This window comes from Bacillus sp. B2-WWTP-C-10-Post-4 (genome assembly GCF_009183805.1).
GTDB lineage: Bacteria > Bacillota > Bacilli > Bacillales > Bacillaceae_G > Bacillus_A > Bacillus_A cereus.
This window is the reverse complement of the sequence record NZ_WEII01000083.1, coordinates 1-18,098: the sequence shown is the minus strand read 5'-3', so window position 1 is coordinate 18,098 and position 18,098 is coordinate 1. Positions and strand designations below refer to the sequence as shown.

The following is an 18,098-nucleotide window of genomic DNA, read 5'->3' as shown; positions in this document are numbered from 1 at the left end:
GGAATATATTTTGATCGGGATTCAAGGAAAATTATCATTGGTTTATACGAAAAATTAAATATACTTGAGAAAAAGAGTGATAGCGGTGATGCCCAATATGTCAAATACATTTCATAAATATATATCAAACCAAATAATTGAGTATTTTCAAGGGAAATCCATTAAATCTGGAGACAAATTTAATGTTCAATTTGAGAATTTGCAACACGTTGAGCAGTTAATGCTAGAATTAGAGTTGTGTGGAAAAAAAGCAGGCATATTAGAAAAATTTCATTGGCCTGAGGTTTCTTTTTCGACATTTTCCTTAACGTTTAATAATGTACATTTAATAGTTGCATCTAATTTAAAAGATACTACAGCAGACTTTCTTACTACTCTAAGAAATAAAGTTGGCATGAAAGATGAGCTTTTTTGTCAAACAGCTATCTTATTTATTCATAATACAACATTAGATAGTATACTTGGAGGAACTGAAAGCCTAAATAAAAAAGGCATGCCCTTATCTTTAACTTCATTAAGGAGAGATATAAAACAAAGAATTCACAACAGCAGTCTGAGTGTTGTTGATAAAAGTATTGTACATTTTGCACTTAGTAAGATTGAAACGGATACTGTGGGTTCATCTATTTTTGAATATGAAGCAATTGTTAAAGTATTGTATGGTGAGATGAATAGTAGTTTATTTAGTGAATTTGGTTTGTTTTATGATTCTGAATTAAGTGAAGTAGATGAAAAGGAACGAAAAAGTCGTTTAAAGGATAATTATGATAAATTTGCACTTATAGAAAGTATTCACAAATATAATGACCCGGAACAAGAGCTTGAAAAATACTTTGATGCAGAAGGTTCAGAAGAGTTGAGTAAAGATTGTTGGGAAAATTTGGATTATATTTATGTTAAAAGATCAGAGCAAAGAAAAAATGACGTTAAGCAGTTGGAATATGAAGGAATTCAACTGGAACCCCAATACTTAAATAAGTGGGAAAAAGGTGATGGAACAACAAAATCTAAAGAACGTAAACGAAATATTATTATTTTCAATACAAATCAAGAATCAGAGATCCGGTTAGTTTTTCGTTTTGATCGTCGTTTACGCAGTGAAAACTTACGTTATTTATTTAATATTGAAGTTTCTATTTCAGGAAAAAAAGTAATTGCGACAATTAAAACGAATAGTAACACAACAACCTTTTCGAAATTTCAATATAAAGAAGACGGTGTCGCTTATGAATTTAAAATTGCAGTAGTACAATGTAGTGAAGAATTTTTAGCCCCAATTGAAACTAGTTATTTTTTAGAAATCAAGAGAAAGGGGCAATATATAGGTATTCCTAGTCTTGAAAGTTCGATTACGTTTAATCCAAAAGGTGAACAACAGACTAATTACTTAATAGAACAAGATAAAGAGATAGTAATTAAGTCAATGGAAGAAAAAGTTACCTTTATAAAAAATATAGATGCAAATATAGAAGATGATTTGCTAACGAAAATGATTTTAAAATTTCCAAGGACAGAGATCCCGTTGGCTTTTAGTGAAGAGAAACAAAAGCCAACATTTATTTCTGCTTTAAAAGTACAGCAATTAAAACGTAAAAATAAACGTAGCTTTATATACTGTGACGGCAAGTTATCACAAGGAAATCAAGCCTTTGTTATTCGTGATGCAAAATTTAAAGCGAATTTAGATCTTGAACAACTTTTTATTGAAGGTCACGGAAATTGCATAAAAGAAAATAATGGTAATATTATTATTGAAAAATTAGAAATTCCTTTAAAAGTAGAGGCTGCTTATAAGGAGCTTATTAAATATTTCAAACAAGAAAATTTATTACCTAGTTTAGCATTTTGGGATGAAGATTTAAGAGAATTAGCCCATGAATATTTACAGTGCATTATAGAATCAGTTAAGAAAATAGAAGATGGGAAAGTATTAACGCCTCAGGAAAAGAACATTTTAAGGACTGGAATAGTTGAAAGTCAAACTGGCTTAAAAGAATTGAAATTGTCACCACTTCATCCGTTGAATATCGCTTACCAATTACAGCTAATGGAATCGACAGGAAATGAGGAGTTGCCAGATGAGATTCTAAAACGCCTTGTACCTAAAAATCTTCTTCCATATATTTATCAAGGTGAACATGGTATTTATAAACCAATTGATCAATATCATTCACCTGAATGGATATATTATTATAATTACAAAAATTCACGATACAATGCATCGACTAATTTTGTATCTAAGCTAGTGAGAGAAAAAATTCAGGAATTTACGTCTCACTTTAGCTATTTATTTAAACAAAGCTCTATGAATCCAATCAAATTAAATCTTGTTAATTTAGGAGACTGTCGTGAAGTATTACAGGGGATATTTGGATATTATTCAAGAATGTTAAAAGATAAAAAGACCCTTTCTCAGTTATTACCAATTAACTTATATGTTTACGGGGAAGGGGATTCCTATAATGCATTTGAAGAATTTTCATTCTACCAAAATACTGAGCAAATTAAAGAACATTTTGATATAACACTTGAAGCTGGTGACTATACAGAAGAGGATTTACTAGATGTATTTCGTGAAAAGGTTCATTTTTATAAAAGAGAATTAAACGCGCGAGAATATGAATATTGTCACATCTCATTTTATGAGATAAATCAAAATACTGATGAAACATATGATAATGTTGAAAATATTGAGACATCAGTTTCATTAGGAGGATTAATCTCTTCGGTGACGTCAGTATTCGTAGGGGATTCTTATCGTACTGGATTTGGTACAAAGTATCTACCGAAAGAAAAAACGGATTTATTGAATGTGGCAATTGTCTTAAATGCATTAGCACAAGCATCAAAAAATCAAAATCCTTATAGCTCTAAAGATACGATTGTAACAGCCTTTTCTGATAATGATTTACAAGAACTAACTAAAATTTATAAGGCATCACACTGGGTAACTTTTATTGAGCCTAAGTTTGACTTATCATTCTTCAAGAATCATCAAGAAAAGGAAAAAGACTTGCTTATTCTACACTATAGTGATCAGTACAGTTCTTCTAGTAGCTATGACGCTATTACAGTAACTCAGAGGTCAGATCAATATCAAATGTTAATTAAGGAGTTTTTATTAGAAAAAATCTCTGATAATAGCCTAATTAATACAAAACAAATTATTGATTTATTTAATAGCATTAATGGAGACTGGTTGTTACGTTTGATTGGAAATAAATCTCACTTTGGTCGAGAAAAAATGAGCATATTATCTGCTGTTAAATTCAGTTTGTCTTATTTTGATCATAAAGATATTACTTGGGTCCCAATATCACTTGAAGAGATTTTACGTGTATCGGGTGCGGCTGGGCTTAAGCAAAGAGAAGGTCTTTTCTCGGCCAAAAACCTTGGAATAGATGGTTCTCATAGTGATGATATTCTATTAATAGGTATTGAACAACGTGACCAGCGAGTTGTTTTGCATTATTATCCAGTTGAAGTGAAAATAGGAGATGTAAATGCAGCTGTTATTGATAAAGCAATAGATCAAGTTCATAAAACACGCAATGCAATTGAAAAATTTTTAAATAAAGATACATTCCGAAATGCAGTATATCGTGATTTCCTTGTGCAATTATTATTAGTAAGCGCTAAAAAAATGAAGTTGTATAATATTTGGCCAACTAAGAATTGGGATGACATATTAGAAGGGGAAATACGTACTAAGTTAATAAATGATGATTACGAAATTGCAAATGATTTAAATCCTTATATACATAAGGGTGCAATAATAGCCTTTAAAAGAAGTACTTACTCCAAATCTGAAAAAAGCGTAAATGATGTTCTTAAAATTGAAATACCTGAGTCTCGTGGTTATCAGTATTTGATCGAAGATATTCAAAAAATGAGAGATCTGATTCATAATGGTCAAACGGATTTTGATCCGATGATGTTACTTCAAAATAAGTACAATGTCGAGAAAAAAGAGGAAGGATATTACTCTAGTTCGGAACCAAATCACTTTGTACAAGATAGTAAGCAAGATAATGTAATACTAAATGAAAATTCAAATCGAGAGAAACAAAATGATTGTCAAGGTAATGGGCAAGTTAAAAGTAATGCTAATCCAATGAAAATACTATTTGGTCATAAACTTGAAAATAAGAATATTCCATTGTATTGGTACCCAACAACAACTAGTAAAGTGATGCATACAAATACTGGGATAATTGGTACTATGGGGACAGGTAAAACTCAATTTACAAAGTCATTAATTACACAGCTATATAATAATTCATCACAAAATATAAATGGAACGCAAATAGATATTCTTATCTTTGATTACAAAGGTGATTACATTAAGGATGATTTTATTAAGGCGACTAATGCCAAGGTCTATGATCTATTTCATTTACCATATAATCCGTTAGCTTTATATAAAGGAAATACACTCAAGCCAATGCTTCCACTACATACAGCAAACAGTATTAAAGAAACAGTAGCGACAGCTTTTGGTCTAGGTGTTAAACAAAAGGGGCTTCTGCGTGATTTAATTATGGAGGCTTACGAATGTAGAGGTATTAGTAAGGGTAGACCAGATACTTGGGATTTACCGGCGCCGACTATTTCGGATGTTTATGAAATCTTTTTAAAAAGGGAAGATGCTAAGGAGGACAGCCTTTCAGTAGCATTAAAGGATTTAGCCGAGTTTGAGATTTTTATGCCAGACTCTAAGAACACACAAGCATTGTATGATCTGATTGATGGTGTTACAGTTATTAATTTGTCTGGGTACGATACTGGTATTCAAAATTTAGTGGTAGGGATTACCTTAGATACATTTTATTCTCAAATGCAAACTAAGGGTCACAGTTGTATAGATGGTGACTTCAGGGAAATAACAAAAATGATTTTGGTTGACGAGGCTGATAACTTTTTAAGTAAAGACTTTGAAGCGCTTAAGAAAATTTTAAAAGAAGGACGCGAATTTGGAGTAGGGACTATCTTATCAACTCAATTTCTAAGCCACTTCGCAACAACTGATAATGACTACTCTCAGTATCTTCTTACTTGGATTGTGCACTGTGTTACGGATTTAAAGCGTAGAGAAGTACAAGCTATTTTTAATACAGAAAGTAAGGAAGAAGAGGAGAGCATAATGAATCGTATAAGACAATTAGATAAACATCAAAGTTTGGTCACATCAGTATCTAATAATAAATTAGAAGTAATGGAAGATAAGCCATTCTGGCAACTAATAAAATAAAGCGGTAGTTTTTAAATGTCTTTTCAAAAGGATAATTAGTTTTGTATCTATATAAATTAATATAATAAATAATTCAAAGTTAAGCCCCCAGTTTAGAAAATAGTTCATTTTTAAAACTGGGGGGCTTTTTATAACTCTTTAAAGATGTTCAAGTCCTCTTTTTTTATATCAGTTGACAAAGAAATTCTAATAGTTGTTCTAATTTTCTCATCGTCTAAACCAATGGCACTTAATACATGACTAGGTTTGGTTGAGCTACAAGCTGATCCAGTAGATAAAGCTATAATATGGCTTATTTTTTTAATGAATAATTCGTTATTAATCCCATGTAATTGAATGCTTAGTATACCAGGGATTTTATCCTTATTATCGTTATTAATAGTTATTTTGCCATTTAATTTATTATACAGTATATCAATCAAATATTTTTCTAATTCTGTTAGATATATTGTATTCTTTTCTTGATGTTTAGTAGCTAATTCTGACGCCTTTCCAATTCCAACAATGTTATGAACAGCAAGTGTTCCACTACGATAGTCATATTCTTGACCACCACCATGTAGAAGAGGGGTTAATTTAGTTCGATACCCATCTGAGTGTTTCTTAATAACACATAAACCAATTCCTTTAGGCCCTTGTAATTTGTGCCCAGATCCAGATAAAAAGGTAATACCGGGATATTGAGTTAAATCTATATTGATTTTACCGATAACTTGAGTAGCATCAGTGTGTAGGAATACATTATGTTTCAAACAAATATCTGAAATAGCCTTCATATTATTTAAAGAACCAATTTCATTATTTCCCCAGATAATACTAACAAGAATAGGAGGATTTTCTTCAATTTCTTGTTCTAATTTTTCAAGGTCAATGCGTCCATATTGATCAACATCTAAATAGGTCACATGAATACCCTTTGTTTCAAGATATCGGCAAGTTTCTATAATCGAAGGGTGTTCTACACGTGTGGTGATAATACGATTTCCATGGGTAGCATAATAATCTGTAACACCTTTTAGAATCATGTTGTTGCTTTCAGATGCGCCGCTTGTGAAAATTAGTTCGTCTATCTCACAACCAAGAAGGTTAGCAACTTGCTCACGAGCTTTATCAACCGCCCTTTTAGCATTTGTGGCAAGAGTATAAAATTTACTTGATGGATTCCCAAACTCTTCTTTTAAATACGGAAGCATTGCTTCTAGTACTTTTTCATTAATTTTTGTAGTTGCACTATTATCTAAATAAATCATATATTAACACCCCTATTGCTGAAGAAAATTCATAATTAATTTTTCAAAATTTCCAGCATGTTGGTATTCGTTTACTAACATACGGATTCCGCGCTCTAAATACGAATTGAATAGATTAGGGAAATACTCTTCTTCAGAAATTTCTTGACCGTAATGTTGAATAATAGAGGCTTTAAAAATGCCATCCGCTTCCCCAGTAAGTGTACTTCTATTAAAATCTAATCCATTTAGATCTGGTACATGACCTGTTGCAGGTTCTGGAAGTGTTAGTGCCATACTTACAGCAAGACGTGCTAAAACATTGGGTGCCAAACCTGTTGCACTTTGAAGCTGTTTTAATTTTTCTGCAGTATATTTAGAAGTTTTTAGTCTGAAATTCATTTGTAAGTCTCCTGAACATTAAATTCAAAGTAATTATTTTGTATATCCACTTTTTCTTCAAAAATATTATACTCAATAGTGTATTGATTAGCTAAATTGGTTTGAATCATTGAATAGTGTTTAGAATCAATCTCAGAGTCAGTGGATAGAATAATGACTTGTTCACTACATACTGGAATAAAGTGTGTTAATAAACTTTCTTTGTGGGTTTGATCTAAACGCCCTAGTAAGGTATCAAATACTAAGGGAAGGCGTCGACCAGAAGTTTTTAACATGGCCCAAATAATAGAAATTAATAAAATTTGGCGTTCTCCAGCAGATAATGTGTCTTTGTTTAATTCTGCTCCATTTTTGTTATATAATGCAACATTGAAAGTGTTACTATCAATTTTTATGGTAGAAAGGTATTCTTTTTTACGTAATAGTTTGTTCATCATAGTTGTTGCTTCATATTGTACTTGTTGTAATTTTTTTTGACGTTGTAGTGCACGGAATTGTTCGCTAATTGTAATCAATTTATTTGAAATGTTATAAACGTTATTATGCTTTTGATGGTCATTAATTTGTTTTCTTTTTTGTTTAATCTCGGATTCGATTTTTTCGATTTGTTTTGTTAGTTCAATTATTTCTTCATTTTTTTTGTCTTTTTGTTGTTTTAATTTTTCTAATTGATTTGAATAATTTTCAATAGAATCAAGAATATTGTTAAAATCATTATTTTTATCATTTATTGCTAATTGATCACGAAGTTTTTTTGATTCAGCTAATAATGATTGATTTTCTTTGAATAAAGACAAGTATGTTTGTATATCAACATTGTTAATTAGGCTCATCATGTTTTCAACTTCACTACGTTGCTTAAATGAAGCTCGATGAATAATTTTTTTTGTGTTAGGTTTAATTTGTTTCATTAGTTCCGTAATTACAACTTTTGTGATATCCAAATTATTCTTTTCTTCGGTACCTATATAAGGTTTTAACTCTTCAGAGACAGATTTTAAATTTACTTTTTCTAACATTTGATTTACATGTTCATAAGTTTCATTAGCTTGTTCATATTCCATTTGTTGTTGAACTTGACTTAACAAATGCCTGTTTAAATAGAAAGGAAGAAGTGTTGCAATGAATAATTTAATTTCTTCGGTATTCTTTTTTCTAATATGCTCAATTTCATTAATTCGTAAAGTATAGCGATCGCGCTCTTTTTGAAAAAGTCCACCATATATTTCAAAATCACTTCTAGCTTGTTCTATATTCGCCTGTGTTCTTTCAATTTCATTCTGTATTTGTTCAACATCAGAATAAATAAAATCTTTCTTGTTTTGTTGTTGCTGCAAACTTTCATTTAATTCTAAAAGTTGATTGTTTACTTCTGCAGAATTACTATCCTTAAATTCTTGATTAACTAATTGAGAAAGATCTTTTTCTAAATGCTCAAATAAGTCTAAGTTAAATAATACTTTAGAGCTGTGTTCGATATACTCTGCCAATCGGTCTTCTAATACAATTCGTGATATGTCTTCACCGTCAAAAAAACATAAATCTATAACATGGGGTGGCATTTCTTCACGTAATTTAGATAAGAAAATGTCCTTGTCTTGTTCGTTTAAATATTGTTTATTCTTTAGTACTTGTAGTTGTTCTTTAAGGTTACTGTTTTTTAACTCCCATCGACGAATCATTTCATAGTTTGATTTTTCATAGTTTTCGATTTTTGTAAAATCTAACTTTATTTGATAAAAGTTTTCCTTATTACTTATTGCCTTGCGATTTAAGAAAGATATAATTTTCTTTTTATAGTCCTCATTTTCTGTTCGATAACCAAGCATTAACGGGCCAAAAAGTCCAAATTTAATTGCGTTTAAAAGAGTAGTTTTACCAGCCCCATTTTTCCCTCCAAACAGTACAACATTTTGATGGGGAGGAGAGGTAGTTAAAACAAACTCATTGTTTCCATAATATGCCCCGATATTTGATAAGGTTAACTTATTAAATTTCATTTTGTATTTCCTTTCATTTTAAAGGTGTAAATATTCTTGATTTAGTGCTTTCTTGAAGTTGTCAATTACACCACGGCGTACTTTAAAGCCGGAATAATTCTTTTCGATCGAAATTAACTTTTTCAACAAATTTAAATCAATGTTTTCTTTTTTACATAATGATTCAAGATCAGTAATTTGATCATCTTCAAATAGTGGTCGATCATCATATTCCCAATCAAGCTCTTCACCAGTAATACTTCTGTATATTTTGGGTAAATCGTCTTCCCATTCACCATCTTCGAACCAATATTTACGTATCATTTTAAGTTCTTCAGGTTGGATTAGTAGAAAATGTTTATCATATGGATTTTTAACCTGTTTTTGAGTTTCTAAAAGGCGTTTTAAAATCATTTTGCGTGCACTAAGTGTGAAAGGTCCTAAACCAAGCTGTTTATATTCCCCATTTTCAGTCTCAATAATTAAATTAAGATATTCTGCATTTGATAAATCAATGTGGTGTTTTCTAAGGTAATTCCCTAAATCTTTTTCTTGTATAAATGTGTATATGTTTTTATCAACTTGGTCAACATCAATAGAAGTAAAATACATATGCCCATTCATACGAGTTTTTTGACGATATTCACGCACATCTCTAATTTCAGACAGCCAATTTCGGAATTCTAATAATGGTTTTAACCACTCCTCACCATTATCTATAAAACCTGCCAAAGCTTTATCTTTTTTTACTACTGTACATGTCCAACAACCAAAACGACTGTTACCACATGATCCAGCACTTTCTTTAATTTCTTTATCTACAATTAAGGGGCATTCGCTATTAGAGCTTTGATAAAGTCCTAATAATTCATGATTATTATCTCCCCACGGAGAACTATCGTTTAATAAATACTCCCAAACATTATCAAGAGTAAATTTACGAATAGGTGCATAAACATAAGCATTCGGTAAAGTAGAGTGTCTCATTAATGTTTTTCCATCTGTAGTATGAGATCTCATAACTTCGGCACGTGTTTGGCTTTCTGCTTCACGGACTCCAAGTACCATAATTACTTCACCAAATTTTGATACTTTGTCTTTAATAAAGCGGTTAGCAGGGTTAATTTTCATACGATCTGTACACCAACGGAATTTCTGTCTAGGGGAGGGGTAACCCTTACCAATGATAGATGTCCAGAATGTACTTTTAATGTCTGGCTTTACTTTATGTGTTTCAAAAGGTAAGTCAAGCTCTAGTGCCTTTTCTTGTATACGATGCAATGTTTTATCAATAGATGAAATAATTAATGGAGTTTCTACAAGAGTATCAGAAGAAATAACGTAAACTTTTTTATTTACCTGTTCTCTTGGAAGTTCTGAAAGAGCCGTAAACACAAGTTGTACAACAGCTGTCGAATCTTTTCCACCACTATATCCAATTACCCATGGACGATTATCGTTCAAATAGATATTTTTAATTTCATTTTTTGCATCTGCAGCAAACTCCTGTAGATTGTTTTCTTTTAGTATGTTAAAGCCCATATTAATCACCTAGTTTAAACTTATTTTCAATTTCTTGTTCATGCTCTGTTAAAGGAAGAGAAAGCTTTTGTTTAATTAAATTAGCAGTAAGTTGAATGGTTTGATTATTTTTATTGATTCTACCAGTCTGTCCAAAAGCTCGACCTGTCCATTCTTTTTTATTACTGCGATTCCAGTCGATTGACGCCAGATTTTGAATGTGTTTTTTCCATTTCATAGGATGTTCTCGGTACAATGTATGACCTATAAGTCCAATTGCTTCTAAGAAGATCCCGTGTCCTACAATATATGTCGCTCTTAGTTCACGAGGAGTTATTTCTTTTCTTAGAATTTGCTGCCACTCCGGAATACAAATTGTTAATTCTTTCCAAAAAGAAGTTAAGAATTCCTTCTCTTGTTCTGAAACTATCTCACCTTTTTTCTTTCCTAATAATTTTTTATTTGTATTAAAAATATGATTCAAAGCAAAAAGCTTTGGCGAGTTTTTAGATAGAGAAACCTTTTCTCTGTCCGTATATCGTTCTAATAAAGGGATTTTAGTTATAATTTCTTTAGTGAGTAATGCAAGTTGGTCACGATGATCATATAAAATTCCTATAGAAGATGTTGTATTAACTGCGTGTCTATTTAAATCAGCAAAAATTTGCTGTGACCGTATCAGACCTTTATCATGGAAAAATACAACAGATATTGATTCATCTCCTAATTCTGGACTGATTTTTAGTGCTTCTTCAATTGCTGCTCTTCTATGCTGTCCATCATTAATTAGAAAGCGTGAATCAAGTGAAATACTTAAACGACCAATATTTTTAAATTGTTCTTCATTTGAGAAAGGTTCAAATGACATTTTTCCATCAACACTTGCCGTTAATGAAGAGAAAGTATAGTCCTGTTGATTATTTAAAATATAATTTGTAATTTCAGGAATTCTCGTTTTATTTAAAATTCGTTGAGATCGATGCTCAGGAGGAATTTCTTCTTCATCAAAAAGAAAAATTTTTGGTATTAATCTCATTGGGCACATTACAACATAGTACTCTTTACCAGCTTGTTTCCCTCGGACGGAAGGGAAATTATAGCTAAAACTAGCGTCCATTATCCACACCCCATTTTACGTACGTAATTTGATAATTATATAATATAGGATACTTAGATAAACGACAACCTTTTTGTTTTCATTAATATAAAATAGTAAACAAGGAGGTATACCTACATTTAAAAAGAGTTGATGAATTAGGGATAAGAAGCAAACTTTTAGATGGAAGAGATATTTCGTGTAATTGGAACAGGATTGATGAATTATGATAATTCAATGCAATACATACAACTCTAGAATCAGATTTCTCAATAGAAGATTTAGGAGAAAACAAAGAAGAAGAAACAGTTAAATAAAAGTTTAATTTTATTCAAAGAGTATAAGAAATGAGAGAATTTTATGATCAATTTGAAAGAGAATTCAAAGGGTATATTAAAGATATGGCATGGGTTCATGATTATGGGAGCGAATATTTTGCTAATTTGGTTGTGAATTCCGGATTATAAGAAGAAAAGTTGCTGATGATGATATAGATTAGAAATACATTTTAAGTGAGCGATTTTATTTTAGTAAGCCTGATGACTATAATATATACCAAGTTATGGATACTTTTGATGATTATTATATCAAAAAAGGAGAACCTGGATTGATTTTAGAACGAGCTCATACTACTCTGAAGTTTTTATATGGATATGAAATTTCTTTTCCGAAAGTTAAATGAAAATTCGTTGATGTTTACATGTATTGTTAAAATGTTGCTGTTTACAAGGTGAAATAAAATGAGAGTTTTATCAAGATGGGGTAGGGAACATTTTAGTGTACAAGATTACAGATATTTTCCCAATTAAACAGTCAGAGATATTGATGTATGCTTACAAAATTACGATACATACAGATAATCTTGCACCTAAACGTAAGACCGTAATGGAGACGGTGATAAATACTTTTATAAGCTGTAGTATGTGCTTTGAAACATAGAGCGGTTTTATTAAAAGAGAAGCATATCGAAGATTAGGGATACCAAGATAATGGTTTAGTGTTTTATACTCCTTCTAGAACGATTGATCCTACTTACGTTAGATGAAGTATAAGCATATAAATTAAGTTAGCGCCTATGCTAAAGATTCTGTATTATGACTTACTTTATGTACATGTAACTTTGTTGTTTATTATATATATGGATGTTAAGATTAATTCCTTGATCAAATAAAATTGTAGGTACTGTTAACACTGCAAGAAGTGCGGCAAAAAAAGATTTTGTAGGTGAAGTGATCAATTGATGTGACTACTTTGATTATAAAGAGTGAGGGTAAACAAATAAAAATCGCATCAAACATTGATTTAACGCGATTTTTATTTTTATGAACTTGGAGTTATTCGAATTCAAGAGCTTTTCCCTATTAGGTGAAGGTCTTATAGATATATTAATCTTTTTTCTGTATTATAAACTCCCAAAATTTCTTCAATTCCTCACGTTTTTGAGGAGGTGCATTTTTAATAGCATTAAACCACTGTTCTAATTCTGTATCAGTTACCTCAATATTATCTCTTGTAATGAATCCTATTTCTTCTAATAAGGATTTTGTGCTTATATTCATGGCATTTGATATCTTTTCTATTACTAAAAGTGTAGGTTCTACAGGTTTTCCAGTTCTTGAATCTACACCTTTTTCAAGTTTGTCTATATAAGTATGACTAACATCACATTTTTGAGCAAACTCGCGTAAGGATAGTTTATTTGTTAAACGATAATTTTTTATAATTTCACCAAGAGTTTTCTTCATATATAATCCTCCTAGTACAATTGTAAACAATAATTTACAAAAAGAAACTAAAATAGAGAAAAAACATGTAAAACATTGTTGACGATTAAGTAAACTATGGTTTACAATTGTTTTGTAATCATATGAATACATAAGTGGAGAGGAGTAGAGCAATGAATAAGATAGCTGAATTAAGGAAAGAAAAACTAATATCACAAGAAAAGTTAGCGGCACAAGTTGGTTTATCGCGCACTTATATTTCTGAGATAGAGAATAATAAAAAACAACCTAACGTTAAGTTAGCTATAAAAATAGCAAAAGTTTTAGGAACAAGCGTGGAATCTATTTTTAGCCCCTCTTGTAAACTATAGTTTACGATGATAGAGGTAGAGAATTTGATTGCCAATATAGCTGTTCCATCATAATTTAGATAGTCCAATTAATAGTAAAAAATACAGAAGAGGAAGTGTTCAATATGAATATGAAAACATTTGAAATGCGTGAAAAACGCTTAGCAGAACTACTAGGTGCAAAGGTACTATGGGAATTTATTAGTGCCGTAACGGAGGAAATTGAAAAACAGGAATTAGAGTTTACACCAGGTTTATTAGAAGATCTATTCGTACATGTGAAAGAAACCATTCAAATTCAAAATATGAATCAACGCATAACAAAAGCCACTGTAAAAACAGAGGCTGATGGTATAAATAAAGATACATTATTTATGGAAGCATATGTAGAATTAATCAATCATAAGTTTATTATTTCTGAATTAGCTGTAGAGCTTTCATCTGTTCTAAAAGAATTAAATTGTTTTATTCAATTATCTTTGCCACAGCTTCAAAATAAGCTTGACTCTCAAGAACCTCAACCTGCTTCTCTTTAAGGAATTTTATTTCTTTATGCTCAAATATGTTATTTACGGATTGTCGGATGAATTTATTATCTATGCACAACGTATTGTAGAATATGCTTTATTTTAAATTGTATATGTGTGATATAATATATAAATCATTTTTGTGGAGGAATTATTTATGAAGTGCAATAAATATAATTGGGTACATTTAAAGAGGGAAAGCGTATCAATGACCCTATAAACTACGTCTACCCTTATTATTGGAGGGTAAAGTGTGAATTCATCTCATTCACATTCAATATTACGCCATAATCAAATTTTATTTTGGCTCTGTGTTCTTTCTTTTTTCAGTGTTTTAAACGAAATGGTTTTGAATGTTTCATTACCGGATATCGCTAGTGATTTTAATAAGGAGCCAGCAAGTATAAACTGGATAAACACAGCGTTCATATTAACTTTTTCTATAGGAACAGCTGTATATGGAAAGTTATCGGATCAGTTAGGCATTAAAAAGCTACTCCTATTTGGAATTATAGTAAATTGCTTCGGATCAGTTATCGGATTTGTTGGACACTCATTCTTTTCTGTACTTATTTTAGCACGGTTTATTCAGGGAGCTGGCGCAGCTGCATTTCCAGCACTTGTAATGGTTGTTGTTGCGCGCTATATTCCAAAAGAAAACAGTGGTAAAGCATTTGGTCTTATTGGGTCCATTGTAGCAATGGGAGAAGGTGTCGGACCATCTGTAGGTGGAGTAATTGCCGAATATGCTCATTGGTCTTATATACTGCTTTTGCCTGTTGTAACAATTATCACTGTACCCTTCCTTGCAAAATTATTGAAACAGGAAGATGTAATAAAAGGAAGTATTGATGTTAAAGGAATAATATATATGTCCGTGGGTATTGTATTTTTTATAATGTTTACAACATCTTATAGAATTTCTTTTCTAGTTGTTAGCATTATATGTTTCTTGATATTTGTTAAACATATTAGGAAAGTGTCTAATCCTTTTGTTAATCCTTCGCTAGGAAAAAATATATCATTTATGACTGGAATCATTTGTGGGGGACTTATATTGGGAACCGTAGCAGGATTTATTTCTATGGTTCCTTATATGATGAGAGATGTCTACCAATTAAGTACTGCCACAATTGGAAGTGGGATTATTTTTCCTGGAGCAATGAGTGTTATTGTTTTCGGTTATATTGGGGGAGTGCTTGTTGATAAGAAAGGTTCTCTATTTGTATTAACAACTGGAGTTGCATTTCTTTCTATAAGCTTTTTAGTAGCTGCCCTTTTTATAGAAACAACGCCTTGGGTCATAACAATTATAGTGATTTTTGTTTTTGGCGGGCTTTCTTTTACGAAAACAGTTATCTCTACCATCGTTTCAAGTAGTTTGGAACAAAAGGAAACAGGTGCTGGAATGAGTTTGCTTAATTTCACAAGCTTTCTATCGGAAGGAATGGGTATTGCAATTGTAGGTGGATTATTATCGATACATTTGCTAAATCGAAAATTACTACCTATAAATGCTGATCCGTCCACTCATTTGTATAGTAATTTGCTATTAATTTTTGCAGGAATCACAATTACTAGCTGGTTAGTTACAATGAAAATGTATAAACGTTCAAGAAGAAATATATAAAAGAGCCAAAGAATTCATTTTTAACGAATTTATTGTTATATTTTTTGGTAATGAATATCTTACATCAAAAATTAAACGATTTTAAGTATAACCTCGTCCTAATTATAGAACGGGGTTATACTTGTTTAAACTTTTAAACGTAAATAACCCCATTGTCACTTTAGAGGGAGAGAAATACTTCAAGGGAAAAGCAACTGATGGAAAAGGTGGAAAAGAAGTAGATCGGCTCATTAAACATATTGTGGGTTCGGGGCATATTTCAACACTAGAGCATCTAACATATACCTTTGCAGTAGAAGGAGTTAGCAGAGCATTACTCTCTCAGTTAACGCGTCACCATGTAGGATTCAGTTATTCAGTCCAGTCTCAAAGATATGTACGCATGGGAAGTGACGATAAGATAGGTGGGTTTGATTATGTAGTGCCTGAAACGGTTAAAGCTAAAGGAGAACAAGTAGTTAAAGCTTACAATGAAATGATGTACAAACTACAAAGTGATTATGATCTGCTTAGAACATTAGGAATTCCTGCTGAGGATGCTCGTAGCGTACTTCCAAACGAGTTATAACTTACCTAGTCTAAACAGTCAATCTACGGGGACTTTTAGATTTCTATAATAAGCGGCGAAAAGGGAAAGGTGCTCAAGCTGAAATCGCATAGTTGGCAGAACAATTAAGGCAAGAAGTTGTAAAAGTTGAAAAGAGGGTAGACGAGTTCTTCGGAAGTGGAAAGTAACAGAAGCCTAGCAAGATTACAAATAAAAGAGCAGCTAGCAAAGGCTAACTGCTCGCGTAAGAAAATCGGAGAAAAGATCACCATGTCATTTGTAGTATTGGTGGAATATTGAGTTTAATTCATAAAGAACTACGATTAACTTAATGCATAGCCCACAATCAAAGTTAGTGTTAAAAACACTGATAATAACAATGTTATTAAGACTGTTGCTATGCTTCTAAGCATCGCAACCCAATTATTCATCTTAGAAAATCCATTAATGCCAGCAAAAAAAGTTCCTATTGTTAAAACTAGTAAAATAAATAAAGGATGAATGTGTAGTGAATCCGTAAAAAATTTGAATATTCCAGATGGGATTTCAAAATATAAACGAAATAAACCAATACAAATCAAGGAACAAATAAAGGACCATAGATTGATGTTATGTTTCATAGCCTTCTCCTATGTTATCAAAATTTTTTCTATAATTTTAATGGAAAATACAAGAAAAAGATAGCGGTTATAAATTGGAATAAAGTTCTTAACAAAATAATCCTTTTAAAGAAATGGAGATTTATAAATGGGAAAAGTCAAAGAGATAAAGGAATGAGACGTGAAAGAGAATTTGCTAGTTTGATAGGTGGTGCTCGTGTACCGCTCTCTGGAGCGATGGACGGGTATTCAAACGATGTAAAGGGTTTTTAGGTCTTGAATGGGAAGTGAAAGCGAGGCAAGAAGGATTCAAGACGTTATATAACTGGTTGGAGGATGAACGTGAACAGCCAGATGCATTAGCAATTAAGGCTGATAGAAAACCATGGTTGGTAGTAATGCCGTTGGATACATTTTTGAAAATGGTGAAGGAGTGAGAGTATGTTGGATATTGCCCTACCTGTTCTTAACAAAGAGCAGATGAAAAAGAATGTGCTTCAAGCTTTGAAAAAGTATCACCTATTTTTATCAAGTATAGATGAAAGGGATATAGAGCGTGTACAAGATGGTAAGGTAATTCGCATGAGTAAAACAGCTTTAGAACGAATCAACTATATTCAAGAAATAAGAAAAGGCGTAGAGAAATTGAATGCATGGGATAAGCAGCTTATTGAATTAGCTTATCTAGGGAAAGAGAAGCCTAGCTGGGTAAAGATGTGTAGGATATTGAATATGTCTCAGCCAGATTATTATAGGAAGAGAAATAAGGCTTTGTGTGCGCTTGCTTATAAGTTGGGAATAAAGGTAGAAGGATGAGAACCGCTTGTTGTAGCGGTTTTTATTTATTATTTATATAATGTAAATTCTTTCTTAATTTAGTTCCGCATATTAATAAAGAAAAAGAATTTTACGAGGGGGAATGAGAAGCAAATGTGGACATTTTTTATTATTTTGGGATTAGGTGTAGCATGTATCATATTATTCTTAATGATGAGCAATCATGATATGAATAAATTAGATGTATTTAAGAAAGAAAATCCTGAGATGTATGAAAAATATAAGGGTGCTTTCGATTCTCAACCAGGAGATTTTTCAATGGTAAAATTGTCTGTTGAATCGGTTGAATCCCGACTATTACCTGAGGAAACAATTTGTTATTCATTCGCCCAACCAAGGTATCAAAATAAGGACATGAACGTTTACGTTTTGACAGACAAACGATACATATATTACGGTATTAGAT

At 31.5% G+C, this 18,098-nt stretch carries 15 protein-coding genes and 2 pseudogenes; 10 read left to right on the top strand and 7 right to left on the bottom strand.

Annotation, left to right across the window (positions count from 1 at the left end):
• Together dptG and dptH are read left to right on the top strand one after the other, a co-directional pair.
• Positions 1-117 (top strand): DNA phosphorothioation-dependent restriction protein DptG (dptG, locus tag GBN78_RS23035; protein WP_152127740.1); only part of this gene is annotated, 117 nt, incomplete at its 5' end.
• A complete protein-coding gene (dptH, locus tag GBN78_RS30385) occupies positions 98-5,251 on the top strand; it encodes a DNA phosphorothioation-dependent restriction protein DptH (RefSeq protein ID WP_193224753.1) in 5,154 nt (1,717 codons plus the stop codon). The genes dptG and dptH, both read left to right, overlap by 20 nt.
• Before the next feature lie 128 nt (positions 5,252-5,379).
• On the opposite strand, the gene GBN78_RS23025 is transcribed toward dptH, so the two are convergent.
• The 6 genes from GBN78_RS23025 to GBN78_RS22995 form a co-directional block, all read right to left on the bottom strand.
• Positions 5,380-6,501, bottom strand: coding sequence for a cysteine desulfurase family protein (locus GBN78_RS23025; RefSeq protein ID WP_152127739.1), 1,122 nt, complete (start codon positions 6,499-6,501; stop codon positions 5,380-5,382).
• 12 nt (positions 6,502-6,513) lie between these two features.
• Complete coding sequence (locus GBN78_RS23020; protein ID WP_098529206.1) at positions 6,514-6,882, bottom strand: DndE family protein; 369 nt, start codon at positions 6,880-6,882, stop codon at positions 6,514-6,516.
• A complete protein-coding gene (dndD, locus tag GBN78_RS23015; protein ID WP_152127738.1) occupies positions 6,879-8,882 on the bottom strand; it encodes a DNA sulfur modification protein DndD in 2,004 nt (667 codons plus the stop codon). The genes GBN78_RS23020 and dndD overlap by 4 nt, the downstream gene beginning before the upstream one ends.
• A gap of 18 nt (positions 8,883-8,900) precedes the next feature.
• Positions 8,901-10,403, bottom strand: coding sequence for a DNA phosphorothioation system sulfurtransferase DndC (gene dndC / locus GBN78_RS23010; protein ID WP_152127737.1), 1,503 nt, complete (start codon positions 10,401-10,403; stop codon positions 8,901-8,903).
• Between the two features lies 1 nt (position 10,404).
• A complete protein-coding gene (dndB, locus tag GBN78_RS23005; RefSeq protein WP_137075227.1) occupies positions 10,405-11,499 on the bottom strand; it encodes a DNA sulfur modification protein DndB in 1,095 nt (364 codons plus the stop codon).
• A 1,364-nt stretch (positions 11,500-12,863) separates the two neighbouring features.
• On the bottom strand, positions 12,864-13,223 hold the full coding sequence (locus GBN78_RS22995) for a helix-turn-helix domain-containing protein (protein ID WP_152127736.1): 360 nt from the start codon (positions 13,221-13,223) through the stop codon (positions 12,864-12,866).
• Between the two features lie 152 nt (positions 13,224-13,375).
• Here GBN78_RS22995 and GBN78_RS22990 point away from each other — a divergent pair, with 152 nt between their 5' ends.
• The 5 genes and pseudogenes from GBN78_RS22990 to thyX all read left to right on the top strand — a co-directional run.
• The gene (locus GBN78_RS22990; protein ID WP_001033047.1) at positions 13,376-13,573 is read left to right on the top strand and encodes a helix-turn-helix transcriptional regulator; all 198 of its coding nucleotides are present in this window, start codon (positions 13,376-13,378) and stop codon (positions 13,571-13,573) included.
• Positions 13,574-13,677: 104 nt separating this feature from the next.
• Positions 13,678-14,088 carry a hypothetical protein gene (locus tag GBN78_RS22985; protein WP_152127735.1) on the top strand — a complete coding sequence of 137 codons (411 nt, stop codon included), beginning with the start codon at positions 13,678-13,680 and terminating at the stop codon, positions 14,086-14,088.
• Between the two features lie 148 nt (positions 14,089-14,236).
• Positions 14,237-14,299, top strand: coding sequence for a tetracycline resistance efflux system leader peptide (locus GBN78_RS31220; protein WP_106081929.1), 63 nt, complete (start codon positions 14,237-14,239; stop codon positions 14,297-14,299).
• Positions 14,300-14,332: 33 nt separating this feature from the next.
• Positions 14,333-15,709, top strand: coding sequence for a Tet(L)/Tet(K)/Tet(45) family tetracycline efflux MFS transporter (gene tet / locus GBN78_RS22975; protein ID WP_152127734.1), 1,377 nt, complete (start codon positions 14,333-14,335; stop codon positions 15,707-15,709).
• Positions 15,710-15,860: 151 nt separating this feature from the next.
• A pseudogene (gene thyX, locus GBN78_RS22970) lies at positions 15,861-16,444 on the top strand (FAD-dependent thymidylate synthase); the annotation flags it as partial.
• Positions 16,445-16,579: 135 nt separating this feature from the next.
• Here the strand turns inward: thyX and GBN78_RS22965 are convergent.
• Positions 16,580-16,876, bottom strand: coding sequence for a hypothetical protein (locus tag GBN78_RS22965; protein WP_025687348.1), 297 nt, complete (start codon positions 16,874-16,876; stop codon positions 16,580-16,582).
• Between the two features lie 266 nt (positions 16,877-17,142).
• On the opposite strand from GBN78_RS22965, the gene GBN78_RS31215 reads away from it, so the two are divergent.
• The 3 genes and pseudogenes from GBN78_RS31215 to GBN78_RS22955 all read left to right on the top strand — a co-directional run.
• Complete coding sequence (locus tag GBN78_RS31215; protein WP_000647573.1) at positions 17,143-17,292, top strand: hypothetical protein; 150 nt, start codon at positions 17,143-17,145, stop codon at positions 17,290-17,292.
• Between the two features lie 4 nt (positions 17,293-17,296).
• Positions 17,297-17,671, top strand: a complete 375-nt coding sequence (locus GBN78_RS22960) for a DUF1492 domain-containing protein (protein ID WP_152127733.1) — start codon at positions 17,297-17,299, stop codon at positions 17,669-17,671.
• Positions 17,672-17,785: 114 nt separating this feature from the next.
• Positions 17,786-18,098: pseudogene (locus GBN78_RS22955) on the top strand (PH domain-containing protein); the annotation flags it as partial.

Coding starts and splice junctions, on each gene's coding strand:
- dptH (WP_193224753.1), top strand. CDS start 98: ATGTCAAATACATTTCATAAATATATATCAAACCAAATAATTGAGTAT.
- GBN78_RS23025 (WP_152127739.1), bottom strand. CDS start 6,501: ATGATTTATTTAGATAATAGTGCAACTACAAAAATTAATGAAAAAGTA.
- GBN78_RS23020 (WP_098529206.1), bottom strand. CDS start 6,882: ATGAATTTCAGACTAAAAACTTCTAAATATACTGCAGAAAAATTAAAA.
- dndD (WP_152127738.1), bottom strand. CDS start 8,882: ATGAAATTTAATAAGTTAACCTTATCAAATATCGGGGCATATTATGGA.
- dndC (WP_152127737.1), bottom strand. CDS start 10,403: ATGGGCTTTAACATACTAAAAGAAAACAATCTACAGGAGTTTGCTGCA.
- dndB (WP_137075227.1), bottom strand. CDS start 11,499: ATGGACGCTAGTTTTAGCTATAATTTCCCTTCCGTCCGAGGGAAACAA.
- GBN78_RS22995 (WP_152127736.1), bottom strand. CDS start 13,223: ATGAAGAAAACTCTTGGTGAAATTATAAAAAATTATCGTTTAACAAAT.
- GBN78_RS22990 (WP_001033047.1), top strand. CDS start 13,376: ATGAATAAGATAGCTGAATTAAGGAAAGAAAAACTAATATCACAAGAA.
- GBN78_RS22985 (WP_152127735.1), top strand. CDS start 13,678: ATGAATATGAAAACATTTGAAATGCGTGAAAAACGCTTAGCAGAACTA.
- GBN78_RS22965 (WP_025687348.1), bottom strand. CDS start 16,876: ATGAAACATAACATCAATCTATGGTCCTTTATTTGTTCCTTGATTTGT.
- GBN78_RS22960 (WP_152127733.1), top strand. CDS start 17,297: ATGTTGGATATTGCCCTACCTGTTCTTAACAAAGAGCAGATGAAAAAG.